The sequence below is a fragment of the Bradyrhizobium forestalis genome, from assembly GCF_002795245.1.
GTDB lineage: Bacteria > Pseudomonadota > Alphaproteobacteria > Rhizobiales > Xanthobacteraceae > Bradyrhizobium > Bradyrhizobium forestalis.
This window is the reverse complement of record NZ_PGVG01000008.1, coordinates 212,284-235,542: the sequence shown is the minus strand read 5'-3', so window position 1 is coordinate 235,542 and position 23,259 is coordinate 212,284. Positions and strand designations below refer to the sequence as shown.

At 63.8% G+C, this 23,259-nt stretch carries 20 protein-coding genes; 11 read left to right on the top strand and 9 right to left on the bottom strand.

The features are described from left to right. A partial coding sequence (locus tag CVM73_RS12905; RefSeq protein WP_100232356.1) for a 3-hydroxyacyl-CoA dehydrogenase NAD-binding domain-containing protein occupies positions 1-2,093 on the bottom strand: 2,093 nt, incomplete at its 3' end. Positions 2,094-2,224: 131 nt separating this feature from the next. Here CVM73_RS12905 and CVM73_RS12900 point away from each other — a divergent pair. The 10 genes from CVM73_RS12900 to CVM73_RS12855 all read left to right on the top strand — a co-directional run bounded on the left by CVM73_RS12900 (position 2,225) and on the right by CVM73_RS12855 (position 13,768). Further along, a complete protein-coding gene (locus tag CVM73_RS12900; RefSeq protein ID WP_167406809.1) occupies positions 2,225-3,091 on the top strand; it encodes an IclR family transcriptional regulator in 867 nt (288 codons plus the stop codon). 66 nt (positions 3,092-3,157) lie between these two features. After that, complete coding sequence (locus CVM73_RS12895; protein WP_100232354.1) at positions 3,158-3,955, top strand: ABC transporter ATP-binding protein; 798 nt, start codon at positions 3,158-3,160, stop codon at positions 3,953-3,955. After that, the gene (locus CVM73_RS12890) at positions 3,952-4,665 is read left to right on the top strand and encodes an ABC transporter ATP-binding protein (protein ID WP_100232353.1); all 714 of its coding nucleotides are present in this window, start codon (positions 3,952-3,954) and stop codon (positions 4,663-4,665) included. The genes CVM73_RS12895 and CVM73_RS12890 overlap by 4 nt, the downstream gene beginning before the upstream one ends. A gap of 219 nt (positions 4,666-4,884) precedes the next feature. Further along, positions 4,885-5,763, top strand: a complete 879-nt coding sequence (locus CVM73_RS12885; protein ID WP_100232352.1) for a branched-chain amino acid ABC transporter permease — start codon at positions 4,885-4,887, stop codon at positions 5,761-5,763. A gap of 2 nt (positions 5,764-5,765) precedes the next feature. Beyond that, the gene (locus CVM73_RS12880) at positions 5,766-6,785 is read left to right on the top strand and encodes a branched-chain amino acid ABC transporter permease (protein WP_100232351.1); all 1,020 of its coding nucleotides are present in this window, start codon (positions 5,766-5,768) and stop codon (positions 6,783-6,785) included. A gap of 38 nt (positions 6,786-6,823) precedes the next feature. Next, the gene (locus CVM73_RS12875; protein WP_100232350.1) at positions 6,824-8,059 is read left to right on the top strand and encodes an ABC transporter substrate-binding protein; all 1,236 of its coding nucleotides are present in this window, start codon (positions 6,824-6,826) and stop codon (positions 8,057-8,059) included. Positions 8,060-8,178: 119 nt separating this feature from the next. Beyond that, positions 8,179-9,405, top strand: coding sequence for an ABC transporter substrate-binding protein (locus CVM73_RS12870; protein ID WP_100232349.1), 1,227 nt, complete (start codon positions 8,179-8,181; stop codon positions 9,403-9,405). A 250-nt stretch (positions 9,406-9,655) separates the two neighbouring features. After that, on the top strand, positions 9,656-10,885 hold the full coding sequence (locus CVM73_RS12865; RefSeq protein ID WP_100232348.1) for an ABC transporter substrate-binding protein: 1,230 nt from the start codon (positions 9,656-9,658) through the stop codon (positions 10,883-10,885). Between the two features lie 167 nt (positions 10,886-11,052). After that, a complete protein-coding gene (locus CVM73_RS12860) occupies positions 11,053-12,282 on the top strand; it encodes an ABC transporter substrate-binding protein (RefSeq protein ID WP_100232347.1) in 1,230 nt (409 codons plus the stop codon). A 202-nt stretch (positions 12,283-12,484) separates the two neighbouring features. Beyond that, complete coding sequence (locus CVM73_RS12855; protein ID WP_100232346.1) at positions 12,485-13,768, top strand: glycerate kinase type-2 family protein; 1,284 nt, start codon at positions 12,485-12,487, stop codon at positions 13,766-13,768. A 166-nt stretch (positions 13,769-13,934) separates the two neighbouring features. Here the strand turns inward: CVM73_RS12855 and CVM73_RS12850 are convergent, their stop codons facing one another. From CVM73_RS12850 to CVM73_RS12815, 8 genes are all read right to left on the bottom strand, one after another. After that, positions 13,935-14,459, bottom strand: a complete 525-nt coding sequence (locus CVM73_RS12850; protein WP_100232345.1) for an NADH-quinone oxidoreductase subunit B family protein — start codon at positions 14,457-14,459, stop codon at positions 13,935-13,937. 3 nt (positions 14,460-14,462) lie between these two features. Further along, positions 14,463-15,971, bottom strand: coding sequence for a hydrogenase large subunit (locus CVM73_RS12845; protein ID WP_100232344.1), 1,509 nt, complete (start codon positions 15,969-15,971; stop codon positions 14,463-14,465). Between the two features lie 3 nt (positions 15,972-15,974). Beyond that, positions 15,975-17,414 carry a hydrogenase 4 subunit F gene (locus CVM73_RS12840; protein WP_100232343.1) on the bottom strand — a complete coding sequence of 480 codons (1,440 nt, stop codon included), beginning with the start codon at positions 17,412-17,414 and terminating at the stop codon, positions 15,975-15,977. Continuing rightward, positions 17,411-18,073, bottom strand: coding sequence for a hydrogenase-4 component E (locus CVM73_RS12835; protein WP_100232342.1), 663 nt, complete (start codon positions 18,071-18,073; stop codon positions 17,411-17,413). Before CVM73_RS12835 ends, CVM73_RS12840 begins: the two co-directional genes overlap by 4 nt. A gap of 1 nt (position 18,074) precedes the next feature. After that, entirely contained in the window at positions 18,075-19,031 is a 957-nt protein-coding gene (locus CVM73_RS12830; RefSeq protein WP_100232341.1) for a respiratory chain complex I subunit 1 family protein, read from the bottom strand. Beyond that, complete coding sequence (hyfB, locus tag CVM73_RS12825; protein WP_100232340.1) at positions 19,028-21,028, bottom strand: hydrogenase 4 subunit B; 2,001 nt, start codon at positions 21,026-21,028, stop codon at positions 19,028-19,030. Before hyfB ends, CVM73_RS12830 begins: the two co-directional genes overlap by 4 nt. 31 nt (positions 21,029-21,059) lie before the next feature. Further along, on the bottom strand, positions 21,060-21,335 hold the full coding sequence (locus CVM73_RS12820) for a transcriptional regulator (RefSeq protein WP_100232339.1): 276 nt from the start codon (positions 21,333-21,335) through the stop codon (positions 21,060-21,062). 184 nt (positions 21,336-21,519) lie between these two features. Then, a complete protein-coding gene (locus CVM73_RS12815) occupies positions 21,520-22,041 on the bottom strand; it encodes a MarR family winged helix-turn-helix transcriptional regulator (RefSeq protein ID WP_100232338.1) in 522 nt (173 codons plus the stop codon). A 173-nt stretch (positions 22,042-22,214) separates the two neighbouring features. Here CVM73_RS12815 and CVM73_RS12810 point away from each other — a divergent pair, with 173 nt between their 5' ends. Further along, positions 22,215-23,255, top strand: a complete 1,041-nt coding sequence (locus CVM73_RS12810; protein WP_167406808.1) for a branched-chain amino acid ABC transporter permease — start codon at positions 22,215-22,217, stop codon at positions 23,253-23,255. The last annotated feature ends 4 nt before the right edge of the window (positions 23,256-23,259 follow it).

Genomic DNA, 23,259 nt, shown 5'->3' with positions numbered 1-23,259 from the left:
GCCGCCTTCGACGCCGCCGCCAGCGACGCAAACGTCTTGCCTTCCGCCGCAAGCTTCTTCAGCAGCGGTGCGGGCTCGAGGCTCGGGTCGTTGGTCTCCTTGGCGTAGAACGACAGGCGGTCGGCGATGTGCTTCAGGCCGACGCTGTCGGCCCAGAACATCGGGCCGCCGCGGTAGATCGGCCAGCCGTAGCCATAGAGCCAGACCACGTCGATGTCGGAGGGGCGCGCTGCGATGCCCTCTTCGAGGATCTTCGCGCCCTCGTTGATCATCGGATACATCATGCGCTCGAGGATCTCCTCGTCGCTGACGACGCGCTTCTTGCGGCCGAGGCGGGCAAGTGTCTCGTCGATCAGCTTCTCGACATCAGGGTCGGGCAGCGGCGCGCGCGAGCCGGCTTCGTACTTGTAGTAGCCCTTGCCGGTCTTCTGGCCGAAGCGGCCGGCTTCGCACAGCGCGTCCGCGATCTCCGACTTGATGCCGCGGTCTTTCCGCGAGCGCCAGCCGATGTCGAGACCGGCGAGGTCGCCCATCGCGAACGGGCCCATCGGCATGCCGAACTTCGTCACGACGGCATCGACTTGCTGCGGCAGCGCGCCCTCGAACAGCAGCTTCTCCGACTGCTTGCCGCGCTGGGCGAGCATGCGGTTGCCGACAAAGCCGTCGCAGACGCCGACCACGGCCGGCACCTTCGCGATTTTTCGCGCGATCGTCACCGCAGTCACCAGCGCATCTGGCGCGGTCTTGTCGGCGCGCACGATCTCGCACAGCTTCATGACGTTGGCCGGCGAGAAGAAGTGCATACCCAAAACGTCCTGCGGACGCTTGGTCGATTTCGCGATCTCATCGATGTTGAGATAGGAGGTGTTGGAGGCGAGCACCGCGCCTTGCTTGGCGTACTGGTCGAGCTTGCCGAACACCTCCTTCTTCACCGCCATGGTCTCGAACACGGCCTCGATGACGAGGTCGGCATCGCCGACATTCTCGATGCCGACGACGCCGTTGATCAGAGCCATGCGCTTGGCGGGCGCGTCGGCCGGGATGCCGCCGCGCGCGGCGGTCGCTTCCCAGTTCTTCTGCATGACGCCCAGGCCGCGCTTGAGCTGCTCCTCGCCGGTCTCGATCAGCGTGACGGGAATGCCGGCATTGGCAAAGGACATCGCGATGCCGCCGCCCATGGTACCCGCCCCGAGAATGGCAACACGGTTGACCGGACGCGGCTTGGCGCCTTCAGGCACGCCCGCGATCTTGGCCGCTTCGCGCTCGGCGAAGAAGGCGTAACGCTGCGCCTTGGACTGATCGCTGGCGACGAGCTTGAGGAAGCCCTCGCGCTCCTTCTTCAGGCCCTCGTCGAAAGGTAGGTCAATGGCGTAGCCGACGGCGTCGGCCGCCGCGAACGGCGCCTCCAGGCCGCGCGACCTCTTGGTCATGGCCGCAACCGCATTGGTGAAGATCGAGCGGTCGGCCTTGGCCGCCGCGAGCTTGGAATCGTCATCGCGCAGGCGCCGCAGCGGGCGCTTCTCGGCGAGCAGCTTGCGCACGAAGGCTTCGCCGCCGGAAGCAGGCCCCTCGACGATCTCCTCGATCAAGCCATTCTTCAGCGCTTCCGCCGCACCGATCGGGTCGCCGCCGACGATCATCTTGACGGCGAGCTCTGGGCCCACCGCGCGCGGCAGGCGCTGGGTGCCGCCGGCACCAGGCAGAAGTCCGAGCTTCACCTCGGGCAGGCCGAGCTTGGCCTCTTTCACCGCGACGCGGAAATGACAGGCCAGCGCGACCTCGAGGCCGCCGCCGAGCGCGGTGCCGTGGATCGCCGCAACGACCGGCTTCGGCGAATTCTCGATCTCGGCCAGAACTTCGTTGAGGCCGGGCGGCTTCGGCGGCTTGCCGAACTCGGTGATGTCGGCACCCGCGATGAAGGTGCGGCCGGCGCAGGTCAGCACGATGCCCTTGATGGCGGGATCGGCGACCGCAGCCTTGATGCATTCGAGGATGCCACCGCGGACTGCGGCACTCAGCGCGTTGACCGGCGGGCTGTTGACCGTGACGATACCGACTTCGTCATGACGCTCAAGCTTGACCACTTCGCTCACGGTGTCCCTCCTTGGTGGGGTTATATACTTTTGTCGATTTCGCGGTGCGGAATTTAATTCCGCATCTTGACGGCAGGGTTATTTTGAAGCACGGACGTTGTCAACGACTCCGCGCAAGAAGCAGATCAGGGATGAAGCGTACAGGAAAGAAGACTGCGACCGATCGGAATTTCGTCGTCGCGCTTTCCCGCGGACTGGATGTATTGCGCGCGTTCCAACCCAATGACGGCCTCCTCGGCAATCAGGAGATTGCGGCCCGCACCAATCTGCCCAAGCCGACGGTGTCGCGGCTGACCTACACGTTGACCAAGCTCGGCTATCTGACGCCGGTTCCCCGGTTCGAGAAATACCAGCTCGCACCCGCAGCGATGTCGCTCGGTTACGCGGCATTGGCCAATCTGGGCGTTCGGCATTTGTCCGAGCCGTTCCGCGACGAAGTGATGCGCGCGACCGGCGGCGCCGTCGCCGTCGGCGGCCGCGACCGTCACAGCATGATCTATTTCGGGCAGAGCCGCGGCAGCGAGACGCTCGGCGTTCAACTTGACGTCGGCTCGCGCGTGCCGATTGCAACCAGTGCGATGGGCCGCGCCTATTTCTGGGCGCTCGACGACGAGGGGCGCGCCGAAGTGTCACGCATTCTGCGCGAACATTACGGCAGCCGCTGGCCGAAGATGCGCGACGGATTGGAACGTTCCGGCGAGACCGTCGCGAAATACGGCTTTGCGATTTCGGTCGGCGACTGGCACGACGATATCGGCGCGGCCGGCGTCGCGCTCAAGCTCAACGATGGAACCGGACCTTACGCATTCAATTGCGGCGCGCCGGCATTCCGCTTCACGGAAGAGCGTTTGATCAACGACATTGGACCGCGTCTCTTAGCGATGGTAAGGAACATCGAAGCGGCGCTCGGGGGTCTGATGCCGCATTCCAAAAAAGACATCAGCAAAAAGCTGAAATCAGGAGGAAAAGTTGCGCGTGTGGCCGAGGGGTTCAGATAGCCTTTGTCATCACCGGGAGCGGTTCGCATCGCCCCATCGCTCACTGAACGACGTGAGCGAGACGAGATGACGCAGGCACAGCTCGCGCGGGGGACATCGCCCCTGCTCGCGGTTCGCGACGTCAGCGTCGTGTTCGGCGGCATCGTCGCGCTCAACGGTGTGTCCTTCGACATGCACAAGGGCCAGATCCTCGGATTGATCGGCCCCAACGGTGCCGGCAAGACCACGCTCTTCAACTGCCTTTCGCGCCTGTATCAGCCGTCGTCCGGCGACATCCTGATGGAAGGCGTCAGCATCCTGTCGCGGCCGCCACACCGGATCGCCGAGATCGGCATCGGCCGCACCTTCCAGAACGTGGCGCTGTTCCCGAACCTGTCGGTGATGGACAACGTCCGCGTCGGCGCGCATTCGAAGACCTCCAGCGACATCATCAGCGACTCCCTGAAACTTGCTTGGGTCCGGCGCAGCGAGACCGACGTCAACAAGAAGGTGCACGAGATCCTCGCCTATCTCGACCTCGAGGACGTCGCCCACACCATCGTCTCCGGCCTGCCCTTCGGCACGCAGAAGCGGGTCGAGCTGGCGCGCGCGCTGGCGGCCGATCCGAAGATCCTGCTGCTCGATGAGCCCGCCGGCGGCCTCAATCACGAGGAAGTCTATGTGCTGGGCGACCTCATCCGCCGCATCCGCGATGAGCGCCACATGACCGTGCTGCTGGTCGAGCACCATATGGGCCTCGTGATGTCGATTGCCGACCACGTCGTCGCGCTGAATTTCGGCAAGAAGCTCGCGGAAGGCACTCCCGCCCAGGTGCAGGCCGATCCCGACGTCATCAAGGCCTATCTCGGGAGCAAGGACCAATGACGACACTGCTCAACGTCAAGGACCTGCGCGCCTATTACGGCCAGGTCCAGGCACTCCATGGGCTTTCCTTCTCGCTCAACGAGGGATCGCTGACGACGCTGCTCGGAGCCAACGGTGCCGGCAAGACCACCACGCTGCGCGCGATCTGCAACATGGTGCGCTCGACCGGCGCGATCGAGTTCGACGGCAAGCCGCTGAACAACCGCTCGACCGAGAACATCGTGCGGTTCGGCATCGCCCATGTACCGCAGGGCCGCGGCACCTTCACCACCATGACGGTCGAGGAGAACCTCCAGCTCGGGGCGATCACCCGCAAGGACAGCGCCGGCATCGTCTCCGACATCGAGCGCATGTACGCGCATTTCCCGGTCTTGAAGCAGCGCCACACCCAGCAGGCCGGCACGCTCTCCGGCGGCGAGCAGCAGATGCTCGCGGTCGCCCGCGCGCTGATGCTGCGGCCGCGGCTGATGCTGCTGGACGAGCCCTCCTTCGGCCTCGCGCCGCTGGTGGTGCGCGATCTGTTCGGCATCCTCGGCAAGATCAACCGCGAGGACAAGGTGTCGATCCTGGTGGTCGAGCAGAACGCCCAGCTCGCGCTCGAGCTCGCCGACCATGCCTATGTGATCGAGACCGGCCGCATCGTGATGTCGGGCAAAGCCAAGGACATCGCGAACAACGAAGAAATCCGCAAATCCTATCTGGGTTATTGAGGAGCGGATGATGGCAACACTGTATCGGCGCACTCAGTCCACCTCTCCCTTCGGGAGAGGTCGGCGCGTAGCGCCGGGTGAGGGGTTACGGTCTCAAGTCGGGGCTGTGGCCCCTCACCCGATTTGCTGCGCAAATCGACCTCTCCCCGCTGGGGAGAGGTGGATCTTCGATCTCGCCACAGTTCAACCCGAAGCCGTCATACTCTAGGAGCCGGCACGATGGAGCTTTTCACCAACCAGGTCCTGGCCGGCATCGCCACGGGCGCGATCTATGCCTGCATGGCGCTCGCCGTGGTCATGATCTACCAGGCCATCGACCATCTGAACTTCGCACAGGGCGAGATGGCGATGTTCTCGACCTTCATCTCCTGGCAGCTGATGCAGTGGGGCGTGTCCTATTGGGCCGCCTTCCTGATCACGCTGGCATTTTCCTTCGTCGCCGGCATCGCGATCGAGCGCATCCTGTTCAAGCCGCTCGCCAAGGCTCCGATTTTGACCAACGTCGCCGGCTTCATCGCCCTGTTTGCGATCATCAACTCCTCGGCCGGCCTGATCTGGGATTTCACCATCAAGCAGTATCCGACCCCGTTCGGCTCCGCGCCGTTCCTGGGCAGCCAGCTGATCTCCACCCACCAGGCGGGCATGATCGGCGTCACGGTGCTGCTGCTGCTCGGGCTCTATTTCTTCTTCCAGTACACCCGCATCGGTCTGGCGATGCGGGCCGCTGCGTCGGTGCCTGAATCGGCCCGCCTGGTCGGCATCAACACGAGCTGGATGATCGCGCTCGGCTGGGGCATGGCGACCGCGATCGGCGCGATCGCCGGCATGCTGATCGCTCCCGTCGTCTTCCTCGAGCCCAACATGATGGGCGGCGTCCTGATCTACGGCTTCGCCGCGGCGGTGCTCGGCGGACTGTCGAGCCCGTTCGGCGCCGTGGTCGGCGGCTTCCTGGTCGGCATCTTCGAGAATCTCGCCGGCACCTACATCCCCGGCGTCGGCAACGAGCTGAAACTCCCGATCGCGCTCGCGCTGATCATCTCCGTCCTGGTCGTCAAACCCGCTGGCCTGTTCGGCCGGCACATCGTCAAGCGAGTTTGATCATGAGCGCTGCAGAAGAAGTCGTCGCCGAAGGCCACGAAGCGGTCGAGGCGGTTCCGAAGCGGGCCATGACGCTGGGCACCGGCACCTCGCTGGTGGTGCTGGCGGCGCTGTTGATCGTGCCGGTGTTCGTCAAGAACTTCATCATCTTCCAGATGACGATGCTCCTGATCTACGGGCTCGCGGTGCTGGCGCTGAACATCCTGACCGGCGGCTCCGGCCAGTTCTCGCTCGGCCAGAGCGCGTTCTACGCCGTCGGCGCCTATACGTCGGCGGTGCTGATGGAGTACTTCAACTTCAACTACGCGCTGACCATTCCGATTTCCGCCGCGGTCTGCTTCGCATTCGGCTACCTGTTCGGCAAGCCGGCGCTGCGGCTGTCGGGCGTCTATCTCGCGCTCGCGACCTTCGCGCTCGCCACCGCGATGCCGCAGCTGCTGAAGCTGAACTTCCTCGAGCACTGGACCGGCGGCGTGCAGGGCCTCGTCGTCACCAAGCCGGACGCGCCGTTCGGCCTGCCGATGTCGCAGGACATGTGGCTGTACTATTTCACGCTCGCCGTGACGGTCGCGATCTACATCTTCTCGGTGAACCTGCTGCGCTCCCGCTCCGGCCGCGCCTTCATGGCGATCCGCGACAACGAGATCGCGGCCTCCTCGATGGGGGTCAACGTCTCGCTCTACAAGACGCTGGCTTTCGGGGTGTCCGCCGGCATCACCGGCGTTGCCGGCTCGCTTGGCGCCATTGCCGTGCAGTTCGTGGCTCCCGACAGCTACACCATCACGCTTGCGATCTCGCTGTTCCTCGGCATGGTCGTCGGCGGCGTCGGCTGGCTGCCCGGCTCGTTCGTCGGTGCGGCCTTCATCATCTTCGTGCCGAACATGGCGGAAAGCATCTCCAAGGGCCTCTCCGGCGCGGTGTTCGGCGTACTGTTGTTCCTCGTCATCTACCTCGTGCCGCACGGCGCAAGGCAGGTCGCGATCCTGGGCCAGCAATTCGTCGGCAAGCTCAGGAAGAACTGAAAACTCTCACGGACTGTTGTTGAACGAAGGAGACCCAATTGCTTTTCGGAAGAACACTGCGAGCCGCCGCGCTGGTCACGGCAACGGCGGCCATTACCCTCACCTCCGGCGCTGCACTCGCCCAAAAGAAATACGACACCGGCGCGTCCGATACCGAGATCAAGATCGGCAACATCATGCCGTACAGCGGTCCGGCGTCGGCCTATGGCATCATCGGCAAGACCGAGGAAGCCTATTTCAAGATGATCAACGACAAGGGCGGCATCAACGGCCGCAAGATCAATTTCGTAACCTATGACGACGGCTATTCGCCGCCGAAAGCCGTCGAGCAGGTCCGCAAGCTGGTCGAGAGCGACGAGGTGCTGGCCGTCTTCAACCCGCTCGGCACGCCCTCGAACACGGCGATCCAGAAGTACCTCAACGCCAAGAAGATCCCGCAGCTATTCGTCGCCACCGGCGCGACCAAGTGGAACGATCCGAAGAACTTCCCCTGGACCATGGGCTGGCAGCCCTCCTACCAGAGCGAAGCGCACATCTACGCGAAATGGCTGATGAAGGAGAAGCCCGACGCCAAGATCGCGATCCTCTATCAGAACGACGATTTCGGCAAAGACTACCTCAAGGGCACCAAGGACGGGCTCGGCGCCAAGGCCTCGTCCATGATCATCATGGAAGAGAGCTATGAGGTCTCCGAGCCGTCGATCGACGGCCACATCGTCAAGATCAAGGCGGCCAATCCCGACGTGCTCTTGATCTACACAACGCCGAAGTTTGCAGCCCAGACCATCAAGAAGACCGCCGAGCTCAGCTGGAAGCCGCTCCAGATCCTCACCAACGTGTCGATTTCGGTCGGCAGCGTGATGAAGCCGGCCGGCTTCGAGAACGCGCAGGGCGTGCTATCGGCGGCCTACGCCAAGGATTCGACGGATCCGCAGTGGGCCAATGATCCCGGCATGAAGAGGTGGAACGAGTTCGTCGACAAGTACATGCCGGGCGCCGACAAATCCGACACCTCCATGGTCTATGGCTACGGCGCCGCGTCGACCCTGGCCAAGGTGCTGGAAATGTGCGGTGACGATCTCACCCGCGCCAACCTCATGAAGCAGGCGGCGAGCCTGAAGGACTTTGCGCCGGATACCCTGCTGCCCGGCATCAAGATCAACACCGGCGCCAGCGACTTCGCTCCGATCGCGCAGCTCCAGATGATGCGCTTCAAGGGCGAGAAGTGGGAACTGTTCGGCGAGATCATCAGCGGCGACGTCGCCTCCGAATGACACGCTGACGCAACAATTCTGCGCGAAGAGCCCCCGCGGGCAACCGCGGGGGCTTTTTGTTGACGTCTGGCCGCAATCTTGTTCAATGCGGCGCCGATCCAGCTCGGGGTAGGAGAACAATGACTGTCGTTCGTTTTCAGGTTGCGACCCTCTGCGTCGCATTCGCGTTGTGCACTGCAATGAGCAGCGAAGTGCTGGCGCAGCAGAAATACGACAGCGGCGCTTCCGATACCGAGATCAAGATCGGTAACATCATGCCCTATAGCGGTCCGGCCTCCGCTTATGCCGCGATCGGCAAGGCCGAGGAGGCCTATTTCAACAAGGTCAATGCCGAGGGCGGCATCAACGGCCGCAAGATCAAATTCATCTCCTATGACGACGCCTATTCGCCGCCGAAAACGGTGGAGCAGGCGCGCAAGCTGGTCGAGAGCGACGGTGTGCTGTTGATCTTCGGCTCGCTCGGCACCTCCACCAACAGCGCCATCCGCAAATACATGAACGAGAAGAAGGTGCCGCAATTGTTCGTGGCGAGCGGCGCGTCGAAATGGAACGATCCCAAGCAATATCCCTGGACCATGGGCTGGCAGCCGAGCTACGTGAGCGAGGCGCGCATCTACGCCAAGTACGTCATGAAGGAGAAGCCGGACGGAAAGATCGGCGTGCTCTACCAGAACGACGATTTCGGCAAGGACTATCTGAAGGGGCTGAAGGAGGGTCTTGGGGCCAAGGCTTCGATGATCGTGCTGGGAGAAGCCTATGACACCTCGGAGCCGGCGATCGACGAGCACGTCGTCAAATTGAAAGCCTCCGGCGCCGACGTCTTCATCAGCGTCACCACCCCGAAATTCACAGCGCAGGCGATCAAGAAGGCGGCAGAGATCAACTGGCATCCGGTCCAGATCATCTCCAACGTCTCGGCCTCGGTCGGCGGCGTGATCGAACCGGCGGGCTTCGAGATCTCGCAAGGCATCCTGTCGGCGAGCTACATCAAGGACGGCTCCGATCCGCAGTGGGATGCCGATGACGGCATGAAGAAGTTCTACAGCTTCCTCGCCCAATACGACCCCAAGGCCAACAAGCTCGATGCCGGCGTCGTGTTCGGCTATGCCGCCGCGCAGACCATGGTGAAGGTGCTGCAGATGTGCGGCGACGATCTCACCCGCGAGAATGTCATGAAGCAGGCTGCCAGCCTGAAGGACTTCGCACCCGACACGCTGCTGCCCGGCATCAAGGTTAATACCGCGCCGGACAATTTCGCCCCGATCGAACAGCTCCAGATGATGCGGTTCAAGGGCCGGAAGTGGGAGCTGTTCGGCGATATCATCTCGAGCGACATCGGCCACTGAGCGCCGCGGCGGCGCAATTCAAGATAGCCTCTTCTGCGCAGAGCAACTCCAGCGGTGGATCGGCCGGCACGAAATCTCCCGCGCCGGAATATTCAGCGTCGTCTTCGCGAAGATCGCCGGTCCTGCGACGCTCATGCGGGGCGTTCTTCTTGCTGCCGGCCGTGGATAGGTATTGAATAGGCGACGGAGCGACAACGATCGCCCCCAACAAGAACAATCGACACATTCAAACCTGCCCAGGGAGATCAAGATGCCTGCAATGCATGTGCGATTGGGGGCCTTCTCGGCTGCCCTCGTGCTGGCTGCCGCGCTTTCCACGACAGCGTCCGCGCAGAAGAGATACGACACCGGTGCATCCGACACCGAAATCAAGATCGGCAACATCATGCCCTACAGCGGACCGGCCTCCGCCTACGGCGTGATCGGCAAGACCGAGGAGGCTTATTTCCGCAAGATCAACGCAGAAGGCGGCATCAACGGCCGCAAGATCAATTTCGTCTCCTATGACGACGCCTATTCGCCGCCGAAGACGGTGGAGCAGGCGCGCAAGCTGGTCGAGAGCGACGAGGTGCTGCTGATCTTCCAATCGCTCGGCACGCCGCCGAACTCGGCGATCCAGAAATATATGAACTCGAAGAAGGTGCCGCAGCTCTTCGTCGCCACCGGCGCCACCAAGTGGGATGATCCCAAGAATTTCCCGTGGACCATGGGCTGGCAGCCGAACTACCAGACCGAAGCCCGCATCTACGCAAAGTACATTCTGAAGGAGAAGCCGAACGCCAAGATAGCCATCCTCTATCAGAATGACGACTACGGCAAAGATTATGTCAAAGGCCTGAAGGACGGCCTCGGCGCCAAGGCAGAATCGATGATCGTGGTCGAGGAAAGCTACGAGGTGGCGCAGCCGACCATCGACTCCAGCATCGTCAAGCTGAAGTCGACGGATGCCGACGTATTCTTCAACGTCACCACGCCGAAATTTGCGGCTCAGTCGATCAAGAAGATGCACGAGATCGGCTGGAAGCCAATGCACTTCCTCAACAACGTCTCGGTCTCCATCGGGAGCGTCATGAAGCCGGCCGGCTTCGAGGCCTCGCAAGGCATCATCTCCTCGAACTACTACAAGGATCCGACCGATCCGCAATGGAAGGACGATCCGGCGATGAAGGCCTGGAATGCGTTCCTCGACAAGTACTATCCCGAAGCCAACCGAACGGATTCGGCGGTGATGTACGGCTACATCGTGGCCCAGGGCCTCGAGCACGTCCTGAAGGCATGTGGCGACGATGTGACGCGCGCCAATGTCATGAAGCAGGCAGCCAGCATCAAGGACTTCGAACCCGCCGGCCTACTGCCGGGCATCAAGGCCAATACCAGCCCCACCGACTTTGCTCCGCTGTCCCAGGTGCAGCTCATGCGCTTCAAGGGCGAAAGCTGGGAGCTGTTCGGTGACGTCCTCAGCGGCGACGTCAGCGGCTGAAAGGCCGGCATGGCCGACCGTGACTACTAAAGAAGCAGCCCCTGCGACCTCCTCGCAGGGGCTTTTCCTTGATGCCGCAACGCAAATCGTATTCAATCGCCGCCGCGTCGCCAAGAAGCCCAAAAAGAAAATGACGCACACTCATCAAGAAAAACAGGGAGATTGGAATGCCTGCTGTCACCGGCAAACTTGCGGCCGCGTCACTGGCGCTTGCACTCATTGCGGCCTCGGCCTCCACTGCATCGGCGCAGAAGAAATACGATACCGGCGCGACCGATACCGAGATCAAGATCGGCAACATCATGCCCTACAGCGGACCGGCCTCCGCCTACGGCGTGATCGGCAAGACGGAAGAAGCCTATTTCCGCAAGATCAATGCGGAAGGCGGCATCAACGGCCGCAAGATCAACTTCATTTCCTATGACGACGGCTACTCGCCACCGAAGACAGTGGAGCAGGCGCGCAAGCTGGTCGAGAGCGACGAGGTGCTCCTGATTTTCAACTCTCTCGGCACGCCGCCGAACACGGCGATCCAGAAATACATGAACAGCAAGAAGGTGCCGCAGCTCTTTGTCGCCACCGGTGCCACCAAATGGAACGATCCGAAGGATTTTCCGTGGACTACGGGCTGGCAACCCAACTACCAGAGCGAGTCGATCATCTACGCCAAATACATTCTGAAGAATAACCCCAATGCCAAGATCGCGGTGCTTTACCAGAACGACGATTACGGCAAGGACTATTTGAAAGGTTTCAAGGATGGTCTCGGCGCCAAGGCCGCGTCGATGATCGTCATGGAAGAAAGTTACGAAGTGTCGGAGCCGACGATCGATTCCCACATCGTCAAGCTGAAGGCCACCGGTGCGGACGTGTTCTTCAACATCACGACACCGAAATTCGCGGCACAGGCGATCAAGAAGAACGCAGAGATCGGCTGGAAGCCGCTGCACTTCCTCAACAACGTCTCGGCCCAGATCGGAAGCGTGATAAAGCCCGCCGGCTTCGAGAACGCGCAAGGCATCATCTCGTCGATCTACCTCAAGGACCCTACCGATCCGCAATGGAAAGACGATCCCGCAATCAAGGCCTGGAACGAGTTCCTCGACAAATATTATCCTGACGCCAATCGAGCCGACTTCAATGTGATGTACGCCTACATCGTATCGCAAGGCCTCGTGCAGGTATTGAAGGCTTGCGGCGACAATCTCACCCGCGAGAACATCATGAAGCAGGCGGCCGGTATCAAGGATTTCGAACCGGTCGGCCTGTTGCCCGGCGTCAAGGTCAATACCAGCCCGACCGACTTTGCGCCGCTGTCGCAACTTCAGCTCATGCGCCTCAAGGGTGAGAGCTGGGAACGGTTCGGCGACATCATCAACGCCGACGTCAGCGGTTAGGCTTCTGCCAGCTTGACATCCAGAGCCCCCTGCGAGATCGCCGCAGGGGGCTTTCGGTTCTCGTGCGGATTATCATCACGCGATTGCACAATCGAATGATGGCAAAGGCCGCTTACGCTTTCCCGCCTGATGCGCTAGGCAGGTCGGCGGCGAGCGGCATCGCGCGCTCGCCGGTCACTCCAGTCCGCCGAAGGCCTCGCCAATGACCGACCGACGTCCACTTCTCCGCGCGCTCTACGACGCCGCCGTTGCCGCCGCCCATCCCAATGTGGTGCTGGCCCCTCACTTGCGGCCTGCCCCCGAGGGACGCGTGATCTGTCTTGCCGCCGGCAAGGGTGCCGGCGCGATGGCCGCGGCGGCGGAACGGCACTATCTCGACACGCTGAAACTCGCGCCGGAGCGGCTGGTCGGCATCGCCACCACGCGCCACGGCTACGGCGTGCCGACGCGCCGCATCCGCGTGGTCGAGGCCGGCCACCCCGTGCCTGACGAGGCGGGCCTGAAGGGCGCCGCCGACACGCTCGAGCTCGCCGGCGAGGCCGGGCCCGACGATCTGCTGCTGGTGCTGCTCACCGGTGGCGGCTCGGCGAACTGGATCGCGCCCGTGGACGGCGTCAGCTTCGCGCAGAAGCAGGCGGTCAACAAGGCGCTGCTGCGCTCGGGTGCGCCGATCGGCGAGATGAACACGGTCAGGAAACATCTGTCGCGCATCAAAGGTGGCCGGCTGGCGCGCGCCGGCAGGAATGCCGCAGAGATCGTCACGCTGGCGATCTCCGACGTGCCGCATGACGATCCTTCCGCGATCGCCTCCGGCCCCACCGTGCCCGATGCGACGACGCTGGCGGACGCGCGCGCGATCGTGGCCAAGTACAAGCTCGACATCGACGATGCCGTGCGCCGCGCCCTCGACGATCCCAATAACGAAAGCTGCAAGCCGGGTGACGCGGCGTTTGCGCGCGCGCATTTCGAGCTGATCGCGCGTCCCAAGCAATCGCTGGACGCCGCGGTGAAGCTCGCGCGCGAGTCCGGTTACGAGACCATCGATCTCGGCGCCGATCTCGAGGGCGAGGCTCGCGAGGTCGCCGCCGATCATGCCAGGCTGGCGCTGCAAGCACGCGCCCAAGGCAAGCGCGTCGCGATCCTCTCCGGCGGCGAGCTCACGGTCACCGTGCGCGGCAATGGGCGCGGCGGACCGAACCAGGAATACGCGCTGGCGCTGGCTTCGCTGTTGAGGGACACGCCGGACATTTCGGCACTCGCCGGCGACACCGACGGCGCCGACGGCGGCGCCGGCCACCCGACCGACCCCGCCGGCGCGCTGATCGACGCGGCGACCTTCGCGAAGATGAAGGCGCAGGGGCTGCAGCCGCAGGCCTATCTCGACAACAACGACGCGACGACGTTCTTCGAGGCGACCGGCGACCTGCTGCAGCCCGGCCCGACGCTGACGAATGTGAACGACATCCGGGTGATTTTGGTGGATTGAGGCGCCTGCCCCAATGACGGTGTCATTCCCCGCGCAGGCGGGGAATCCAGTACGCCGCAGCTTCTCCGTATCCCACGACTGCCGCGGAGTGCTGGATCGCCCGCCTACGCGGGCGATGACACCGAGAGTGAGGCGGACGCGCGCGCCGCAAACTCGTCGGCGCAGCTCACCCCTTGGCGCTGACGTGCTCCAGCAGCGCGAGCAGGCCCTTCAACAAGTCCGTCGGCGACGGCGGGCAGCCCGTGATGTGCAAATCCACCGGAACGGTCTCGGACACGCCGCCAACGCAGGCGTAGCTGCCTCTGAAAATGCCGCCATCGATCGCGCAGCCGCCGACGGCGACGACCCATTTCGGATCGGGCGTCGCGTTGTAGGTCCGCTCCAGCGCCTGTCGCATGTTCTTCGTCACCGGACCCGTGACCAGCAGCACGTCGGCGTGCCGCGGCGAGGCGACGAAGCGCAGGCCGAAACGTTCGATGTCGTAGAAGGCGTTGGACAGCGCGTGGATCTCCAGCTCGCAGCCGTTGCAGGACCCGGCATCGACCTCGCGAATGGCAAGAGAACGTCCAAGCCTGGCCTGGGCGGCGCGATCGACCTTCGTTGCAAGCTCCGCCAGCGCAGACTCGTCCGGCGCCGGCGCGGGCTCCGTCAGCGAACCATGGGTGAGGCTTTCGAACAGGGTCTTGCGCATGGCTTAGAGGTCCGCGCCCGAATAGGAACAGTTGAACGACTTATTGCAGAGCGGAAAGTCGGCAATGATGTTGCCCTCGATCGCAGTTTCCAACAGCGGCCACTGGAACCACGACGCGTCGCGCAGGTGGCAGCGTTCGACGCGCAAATCACCATCGAGCCGCAGCCACGCCATAACGTCGCCGCGGAAGGCTTCCGTCAGCGCCAGGCCTTCGCATGCACCGCGCCCCGCCGGCGGCGCGCTCCTGATCTCGCCCGGCTCCATCAGGTCGAGGATCTGCGCGATCAGCTCGACGCTCTGCTCGACCTCGCGGATGCGGATCCAGACCCGTGCGTTGACATCGCCGGCTTCCAGCACCGGCACCTCGAACGACAATAGATCGTAGGGCGCGTAAGCGAGCGTGCGTCGTGCATCGAAATTGCGGCCCGAGGCGCGGCCGACATAGCCGCCGGCGCCGAACTGCCGCGCATAGTCCGCCTTCACGATGCCCGTGGTGACGGTGCGGTCCTGCAAGGATGCGGTGTTGTCGTAAAGCTCGATCAAGAGCGGGAATACCTTCTTGATTTCAGCAAGCAGCGTTCGCAGCGCCGGGATACCGTCCGGCGCGATGTCGCGCGCCAGGCCGCCGGGCACGACGACGTCCATCATCAGGCGGTGGCCGAACGCAGCATCCGCAGCGCGCAGGGTCCGCTCGCGCAAAATGCCGGTCTGGGCGTGCATCAGCGCGAACGACGCATCGTTGCAGATCGCGCCGATGTCGCCGAAATGATTGGCGAGCCGCTCCAATTCCGCCATCAGCGCCCGCAAGTACGTCGCGCGCCGCGGCACCTCGATGTCGAGCGCGGCTTCCGCCGCGCGGGCAAAGGCGAAAGCGTAGGCCACCGCGCTGTCGCCGGAGGTGCGGTTGGCGAGCTTTGCCGCGGCCTCGAGGCTCGCGCCCTGCATCAGCGACTCGATGCCCTTGTGGGTGTAGCCGAGCCGCTGCTCCAGCCGCACCACATGCTCGCCATTGGCGGTGAAGCGGAAATGGCCGGGCTCGATGATCCCGGCATGGACGGGGCCGACCGCCACCTGGTGCAACGCCTCGCCCTCGGACGGCAGGAACTGGTATGGCCGCACGTCGCGCGATGCGTTGCGGCCCGAGAGCGGATGGGATTTGCCCCAGACGTCGTGATCGAGCCATGGCCGCAGATCGTCGGCGACAGCAGGAACAAGCCCGAACAGATCATGGATGGTCCGCTCGAGCCGAAGCGCCGGCGGATGACGGCTGGCGACGCTTGGAAATGCGCCGGCCGTACATTCGTAGGTCACGACGGCGATCTCGGCCGAGCCTGCATCGAGCATCGCCATATGCACCGCGGTCGGCTCGCCCCACAAGCCGAGCAGCGTGAGGCCTCCCTCGACCAGTCGATCTATCGCCGCCTGCCAGCCCGCCTCCGTCACGACCACGCGCGGCCAGGGTCGGTGCGACGGCACCGCATTGACATGGGGGATGCTGTCGAGGATGCCCATGGCCTACCCCAGGAGCTTCGCGACGTTCTGGAAGCCGGTGACCAGCACCGGCGGCAGATAGATGCCGGCCATCAGAACCAATCCGAGATGCGTGAACATCGGCACGTAGGAGGCTTCCGCGGGCGCGGTCTTGCCCTTGGGCTCGCCGAACATCACAGGGCCGATCCGCAGGAAAAGCCCGCCGAGCGCGATGATGATGCCGAGCACCAGGATCACCGTCAGCCAGGGCGCGCGGGCGAAAGTCGAGCTCACGACCAGAAACTCGCTCATGAAGATGCCGAGCGGCGGCAGCCCGACGATGGCGATGACGCCGAGCATCAGGCCCCAGCCGAGCGCGGGGTTGGTCACCGTGAGCCCGCCGATATCGGCGATCTTCTGTGTGCCCTTGACCTGCGCGATGTGGCCGACCGCGAAGAAGATCGCCGACTTGGTCAGCGAATGCATGGTCATATGCAACAGCCCTGCGAAATTCGCGAGCGGCCCGCCCATGCCGAAGGCGAAGACGATGATGCCCATATGCTCGATCGAGGAATAGGCGAACATCCGCTTGATGTCGCGGCGCCGGTACAGCATCAGCGCGGCGAAGATCACCGAGATCAGGCCCATGGTCACCATCAACGGACCCGGCGCGATCGCCGCGGAGTTGACCGCGAGCATCATCTTGAAGCGCAGGAGCGCATAGAGCGCGACATTGAGCAACAGGCCGGACAGCACCGCCGAGATCGGCGTCGGACCCTCGGCATGCGCATCCGGCAGCCAAGCATGCAGCGGTGCGAGGCCGACCTTGGTGCCGTAGCCGAGCAGGAGGAAGGCGAAGGCGACGTTGAGCAACGCCGGGTCGAACTGCGCGGCGTGCTTCACCAGCACCGTCCATACCATGCCGTCCAGCCCCTCGCCCACCACGGGGCGCGCCGCCATATAGACCAGGATGGTGCCGAACAGCGCAAGCGCGATGCCGACGCTACCGAGGATGAAATATTTCCAGGCTGCCTCCAGCGCCTCATGGGTGCGGTAGATGCCGACCATCAGCACGGTCGTCAGCGTCGCCATCTCGACCGCGACCCACATCAGGCCGATATTGTTGGCGACGAGCGCGAGGTTCATCGCGAACATCAGCGTCTGATACATCGCGTGATAGAAGCGCAGGAACGCCGGCGCCAGGCGCCCGGTCTCGATCTCGTGCTGGATGTAGCTCGCGCTGAACACCGATGTGGTGAAGCTGACGAAGGTGGTCAACACGATGAAGACCTTGTTGAGGTCGTCCATCAGCAGATACTGCCCCGACACCGGTTCGACCACGAACAGCGAGAGTGAGGTGAGGAAGGTCGCGAGCGCCGCCACGACGTTCAGCTTCGCCGTCAGTCGGTAGCCGGGCAAAATCGCTAGCAGCGCCGCCGAGAGAGCCGGAATCAAGAGGATGGTGCTGAGGGCGTCGATGCTCATCGCCGCTCTCCGCGAAAGCGATCAAGCTCCTGCACGTCCACGCTGTCAAAGCGCTCGCGGATGCGGAACAGGAAGATGCCGATCACGATGAAGGCGATCAGCACCGAGAAGGCGACACTGATCTCGACTACCAGCGGCATGCCCTTGGCGCCGGTTGCCGCCAGCACCAGCCCATTCTCCAGCGACATGAATCCGACGACCTGGCTCACGGCGTTGCGTCGCGTAACCATGATCAGGAGCCCCAGCAGCACCACCGACAGCGAGAAGGCGAGGTCCTCGCGCGCGAGCGCATCGGCGCTCGGCGTCACCCGCAGCATCACCACCATCGACAGTGCGACGAGGCCGATGCCAGCCATCATGGTCAACCCGATGCCGATCGCATTCTCGATCTCGCGGTGGATACCGAGCCGCTTGATGATCCGGTGCAGCGCCACCGGGATGATAATGGCCTTGAAGACCAGCGCGATCAGCGCCGTGACATAGAGATGCGGCGCTTGCTGCACATAGGCCTGCCACGCTACCGATAGCGCCAGCACGGTCGCATGTAACGCGTAGACGTTGAGCAGCGCATAGAGCCGGTCCTGGTAGAGCATCATGAAGCTTGCCAGCACGAGCGAGCCAGCGAGCAGATGGGCGATGTCGAATTGCAGGCTGCTCATGTCACATGCTCCCCGACACGAAGCGCAACAGGGTGGCAAGCAATGCCAGCATCAGCGCCGCGCCCAGGAACTCCGGAATCCGGAACACGCGCATCTTGGCGATCGACGTCTCGAACACGGCGAGCAAAAAGCCAAGTACCGCCAGCTTGCCGAAATAGAGCAGCGCGCCAAGGACGAGCCTCGCAACGCCCGCATCGGCAGCCGCGGTGCCCCATGGCAGAAACACGCAGGCGATCAGCGAGACATAGAGCAGGAGCTTGAGCTGCGACGACAGATCGATCAGCGCGAGATGCCGCCCCGAATATTCCAGCACCATGGCCTCGTGCACCATGGTGAGCTCGAGATGGGTGGCGGGATTATCGACGGGGATGCGGGCGTTCTCCGCCAGCGCCACGATGGTCAGTGCCACGAACGCCATGCCCAGGGACACACGCAGACCGACCGCGTCCGAGCCCATGAACTCGGCCACGTTGGGGAGCTGCGTCGAGCCGGCGATCATCGCAACCGAGAACACTGTGATCAGCATCGCGGGCTCGGCCAGGGAGGCGATCATGACCTCGCGGCTGGAGCCGATGCCGCCGAAGGCGGTGCCGACGTCCATGCCGGCGAGCGCCTGGAAGAAACGGGCGCTGCCGAGCAGCGCAATGATCGCGATGAGATCGGCGGTCCAGGAGAACAGCAGGCCATTGCCGAAAGTCGGCACCAGCGAGGCGGCGACCCAGGTGCCCGCGAAGATCAGATAGGGAATGACGCGGAACAGCCAGGATGCGTTGTCCGCGAGCACGACGTCCTTGCGCATCAGGCGAATGAGGTCGCGATAGGGTTGGAGCAGCGGCGGCCCTCGCCGGCGCAGCAGCCGCGCCTTCACCTTCCGCACGAAACCCGTCAGCAGCGGCGCGAGCCCCAGCACCAGCGACATCTGGGCGCCCTGCGAGAGGATGTCGCCCAGCGCGTTCATAGTGCCACCACCAACAGCAGCAGGATCAGCGCCACGAAGACCAGGGTCAGGTAGCGGCGGATAGTGAGGAACTGGAGGATATTGATGCGGTCGGTCGCAAAGCCGATGACCTTCGCAATCGGCGCATACAGCACATCCCAGATCAGATCGTGCAGTTCGACGTGGAGCCGCGCAGGAACCGGCGAGGACGGCGGCGGCATCTCGCCGATCTCGCGTGCGGCAAAGATGACGCTGCCGAACACGCGGCGGATCGGCTGCGAGAAGCTGGAGGCTGAGTACTGGATCAGAGGGTTCGGATCGGGATAGCCGCAATCCCAGGCCGGCGCGCGGCGTAAGCGGTCGGAGGCGAAACGGTGAATGGCTGACGCCGCCGCCGTGCCGCAGAATGCCGCGAACAGGAACACCAGAAGGCCGTTATAGGAGCTGCGGCCTTCCGCGATCGGCACGATCGTGAGCCACTGCAATCCGACCTGATGCGGCATGATGTTGCCGACCATGGCCTTGCTCACCGGCGCCAGCGCATCGATGAACAGCCCGGGCAGGATGCCGGCAACGAGGCAGAAGGCGGCAAGCACGAGCATCGCGGTCAGCGAGAAGCGGTCGGTCTCATGTGCTGACGCCGCGACATCCGAACGCGGCCGGCCCAGGAAGCTGATGCCATAGAGCTTGACGAAGCAGGCGGCGGCAAAGGCGGCGGCGAGCGCCAGCAAACCGCCGACCGCCGGAATAACCAGCTTGAGGCCCCAGGAGGGCAGCTGCGGTGAGAGCAGGATCGCCTGGAAGGTCAGCCATTCCGAAACGAAGCCGTTGAATGGCGGCAATGCCGAGATCGCGACGCAGCCGACCAGCACCGCGAATGCCGTCTTCGGCATGCGATGGATCAGCCCGCCGAGCTTCTCCATGTCGCGCTCGCCGGTTGCTCCCAGCACCGCGCCGGCGCCGAAGAACAACAGGCTCTTGAACAGCGCATGATTGAATACATGCAGCATCGCCGCGGTGAAAGCGAGCGCCGCCACCCAGTCGAGTCCTTCCGCCTTGAAAGCAAGCGCCAGCCCGAGGCCGGTGAAGATGATGCCGATATTCTCGATCGTTGAATAAGCGAGCACGCGCTTGATATCGCGCTGCATCAGCGCGTAGAGCACGCCCAGCGTCGCCGACGGACCGCCGACCAGAAGCACCACCATGCTCCACCACCACACCGGTTCGGGCAGAAGATCAAAGACGATGCGCACGAAGCCGTAGACGGCGACCTTGGTCATGACGCCGCTCATGAGGCCGGAGACGTGGCTGGGTGCGGCGGGATGGGCGAGCGGCAGCCAAGCGTGCAGCGGCACCAGGCCAGCCTTGGAGCCGGCGCCCAGCAGCATGAGGATCATCACCACGCTGCTCAGCGCAGCGGAAGGATGCGAGGCTCGGATCGCATCGAAATCGTAGCCGGCGCCGCTCGCGAGCAGGCCGAAAGCGAGCAGCAGCGCCAGCGTGCCGAAACTTGCCATCAAGAGATAGACATAGCCGGCGCGGACATTCTCGGCCTCCCGGTGATGCGAGACCACCATCGCCCAAGAGGTCAGCGACATGAATTCCCAGGCGACCAGGAAGCTGAAGGCATCGTTTGCCAGCACGACGACGTTCATCCCCGCGAGATAGGCAGGATAGAACGGCAGCACGCGGCCGGGGGAGACCTCGTGCCGGCCGTAGCCGAGCGCGAACAGGCTCGCAGCGGCGCCGCCGAGATTGACGACCACGAGGAAGAAGGCGGACAGCGCATCGAGCCGGAAATGCGCACCGAGCCAGGGCAGGCCGATCGGCAGTGTCGCGCTCGGCGTCAGATGAGGGAAAAAGAGCAGATCTGACAGCGCCGTGACACAAAGCGTCGATGTGGCGATCAGGCATCCGCCGTAGAGGATGATCGAGCCGCGCGGGCGCGTCGCCAGCACGACTCCCGCAGGCGCCAGCGCCAGCAGAGCCGCCACCGACCATAGCGCCGCGGCGATCATAGCCGCTCCCGGATCATGTCTTGCGCGCGCGTCATCGCTGTTGGCCGCCTGCGCTCGGGGGTGGAGACTTCAGCCGCACACCGCGCCCCCCGGCACTCGACACGGCCCCCTCGGCAATCAGCTCGATGCCGGCAATCGACAGCGCCTCGACCAGCTTCACCAGGGAATCGACATTGCCGCGGATCACCCCTTCGGAGGCCTCCATGCGCTGGATCGTCGGCAGCGACAGCGAACAGCGCTGCGCGAGTTCGCGCTGGTCGATCCTGAGCAAGGCACGGGCGGCCCGAAGCTGCGCGGCGGTGATCACGGGGCACAATGTCCGTGGCAGTTACAGCGCTTGATTTGCCAAGCTTAGGACGCGCAAAATGACGTTTCAAGCATCATCTTCCAGATGCAGCGCATCATTCCGTTTAGCCCCCGCACTCCCCCATCCATAGCCGGGCTCGTCCCGCCTCACCGCGCTCGCACGCACCCAGGAATGACCGTCCGCCTCAAAACTCGTTGGCGATCTTCGCGAGCATCCCGATCAGGGCCTCGCGGTTGGCCTGGCCGAGCAGATCGTTCAGCCGCGCCTCGTGCTTGGTGGCGACGAGTTTTTTTGCGCGCGCCAGCACGGCCTTGCCCTTGTCGGTCAAGACCAGGATGTGCGAGCGGCGGTCGTTGGTGGAGCGGATCCGCGCGCAGAGGTCGCGACTCTCCAGATTGTCGAGCATGGCCACGAAGTTCGGCCTGAGGATGCCGAGTGTGGAGGCGATCTCGGTCTGGTTACGGCCGGGGTTCTTCTCGACCAGCAGCAGCACCGAGAACTGCGCCGGCGTCAGCTGGAGCGAGGCCATGCAGCGCAGAAAGTTCTCGAACACCTTGAGCTGGGCCCGCTTCAGGACATAGCCGAGCTGCTCGGAAAGCTCGCCGAGCTGGAGCGCCTCAGCCTGCGGCTCGGACGCGTCCTTGCGGCCCTTGGCCGCGTCGGCCGGCTTTTCGGAGGACTTTTCAGCGGTTTTGGAAACGGTCATCGCCTCGTGCTCGTAATCCCGCTAAATTCGGGACGGGTCGCTCGCCACCCTTGATGTTATATTTGATAATTGTTATGGACCATATCAAATATCGTCAGCGTTTTTCAATGGCTGTGAGCGGACCGTCCACCGCAATCGAGAGGACCGGTCCGGATTAGGGGGAGCGTCCGGTCTTGAATACCACCATCATGCTGTTCCTGGTGCAGGACGGCATCACCAATGGCGCAATCTATGCGCTGCTCGGCCTGGCACTGGTGCTGGTGTTCGCCGTCACCCGCGTCATCCTCATTCCCCAGGGCGAATTCGTCACCTACGGCGCGTTGACCTACGCCTCGCTGGCCGCGGGCCAGATGCCCGGCACGGCCAAGCTCGCGCTGGCGCTGGGCATCGGCGCCTTCGCGTTCGACCTGTTCGTGGCGCGCAAGGCGCTGCACGGGCGGCTGGTCGTCCGCAGCTGCATCACCAACATCGTGCTGCCGGCAATCGTGCTGGCACTGACCATCTATTTCGCCGCGCAGAAGCCGCCGGTGGCGGTCTGCATCGCGCTGTCGCTGGTGATCGTGGCCATGATCGGCCTCTATCTCTACCGCATCGCCTTCCAGCCGCTGGCGCACACCTCCGTGCTGGTGCTGCTGATCGCATCCGTCGGCGTGCACCTCGCGCTGCAGGGTCTCGGCCTGTTGTTCTTCGGCGCCGAAGGCCAGCGCGGACCTGCCGTGCTGTCCGGCGCCTTCACCGCCGGCGCGCTGCGCTTCACCGGCCAGAGCATCACCGTCTACGCCATCACCATCGCCTTCATCGTGGGACTCTGGCTGTTCTTCGGCCTGACGCTCTACGGCAAGGCGCTGCGCGCGACCGCCGTGAACCGGCTGGGCGCGCGGCTGGCCGGCATCCGCACCACGCTGTCGGGGCAGATCGCCTTCCTGCTGGCCTCGGTGATCGGCGCGCTCTCGGGCATCATGATCGTGCCGATCACGACGCTCTACTATGACTCGGGCTTCCTGATCGGGCTGAAGGGTTTCGTCGCCGCGATCATCGGCGGCCTCGTCAGCTACCCCTTAACCGCCGTCGCGGCGCTGGTGGTCGGCATCGTCGAGGCGTTCTCGTCCTTCTATGCCTCCAACTACAAGGAGGTGATCGTTTTCATGCTGCTGATCCCGGTGCTGCTGCTGCGCTCGCTCGCCGCGCCCGCCGTCGAAGAAGAGAAGGACTGAGGCC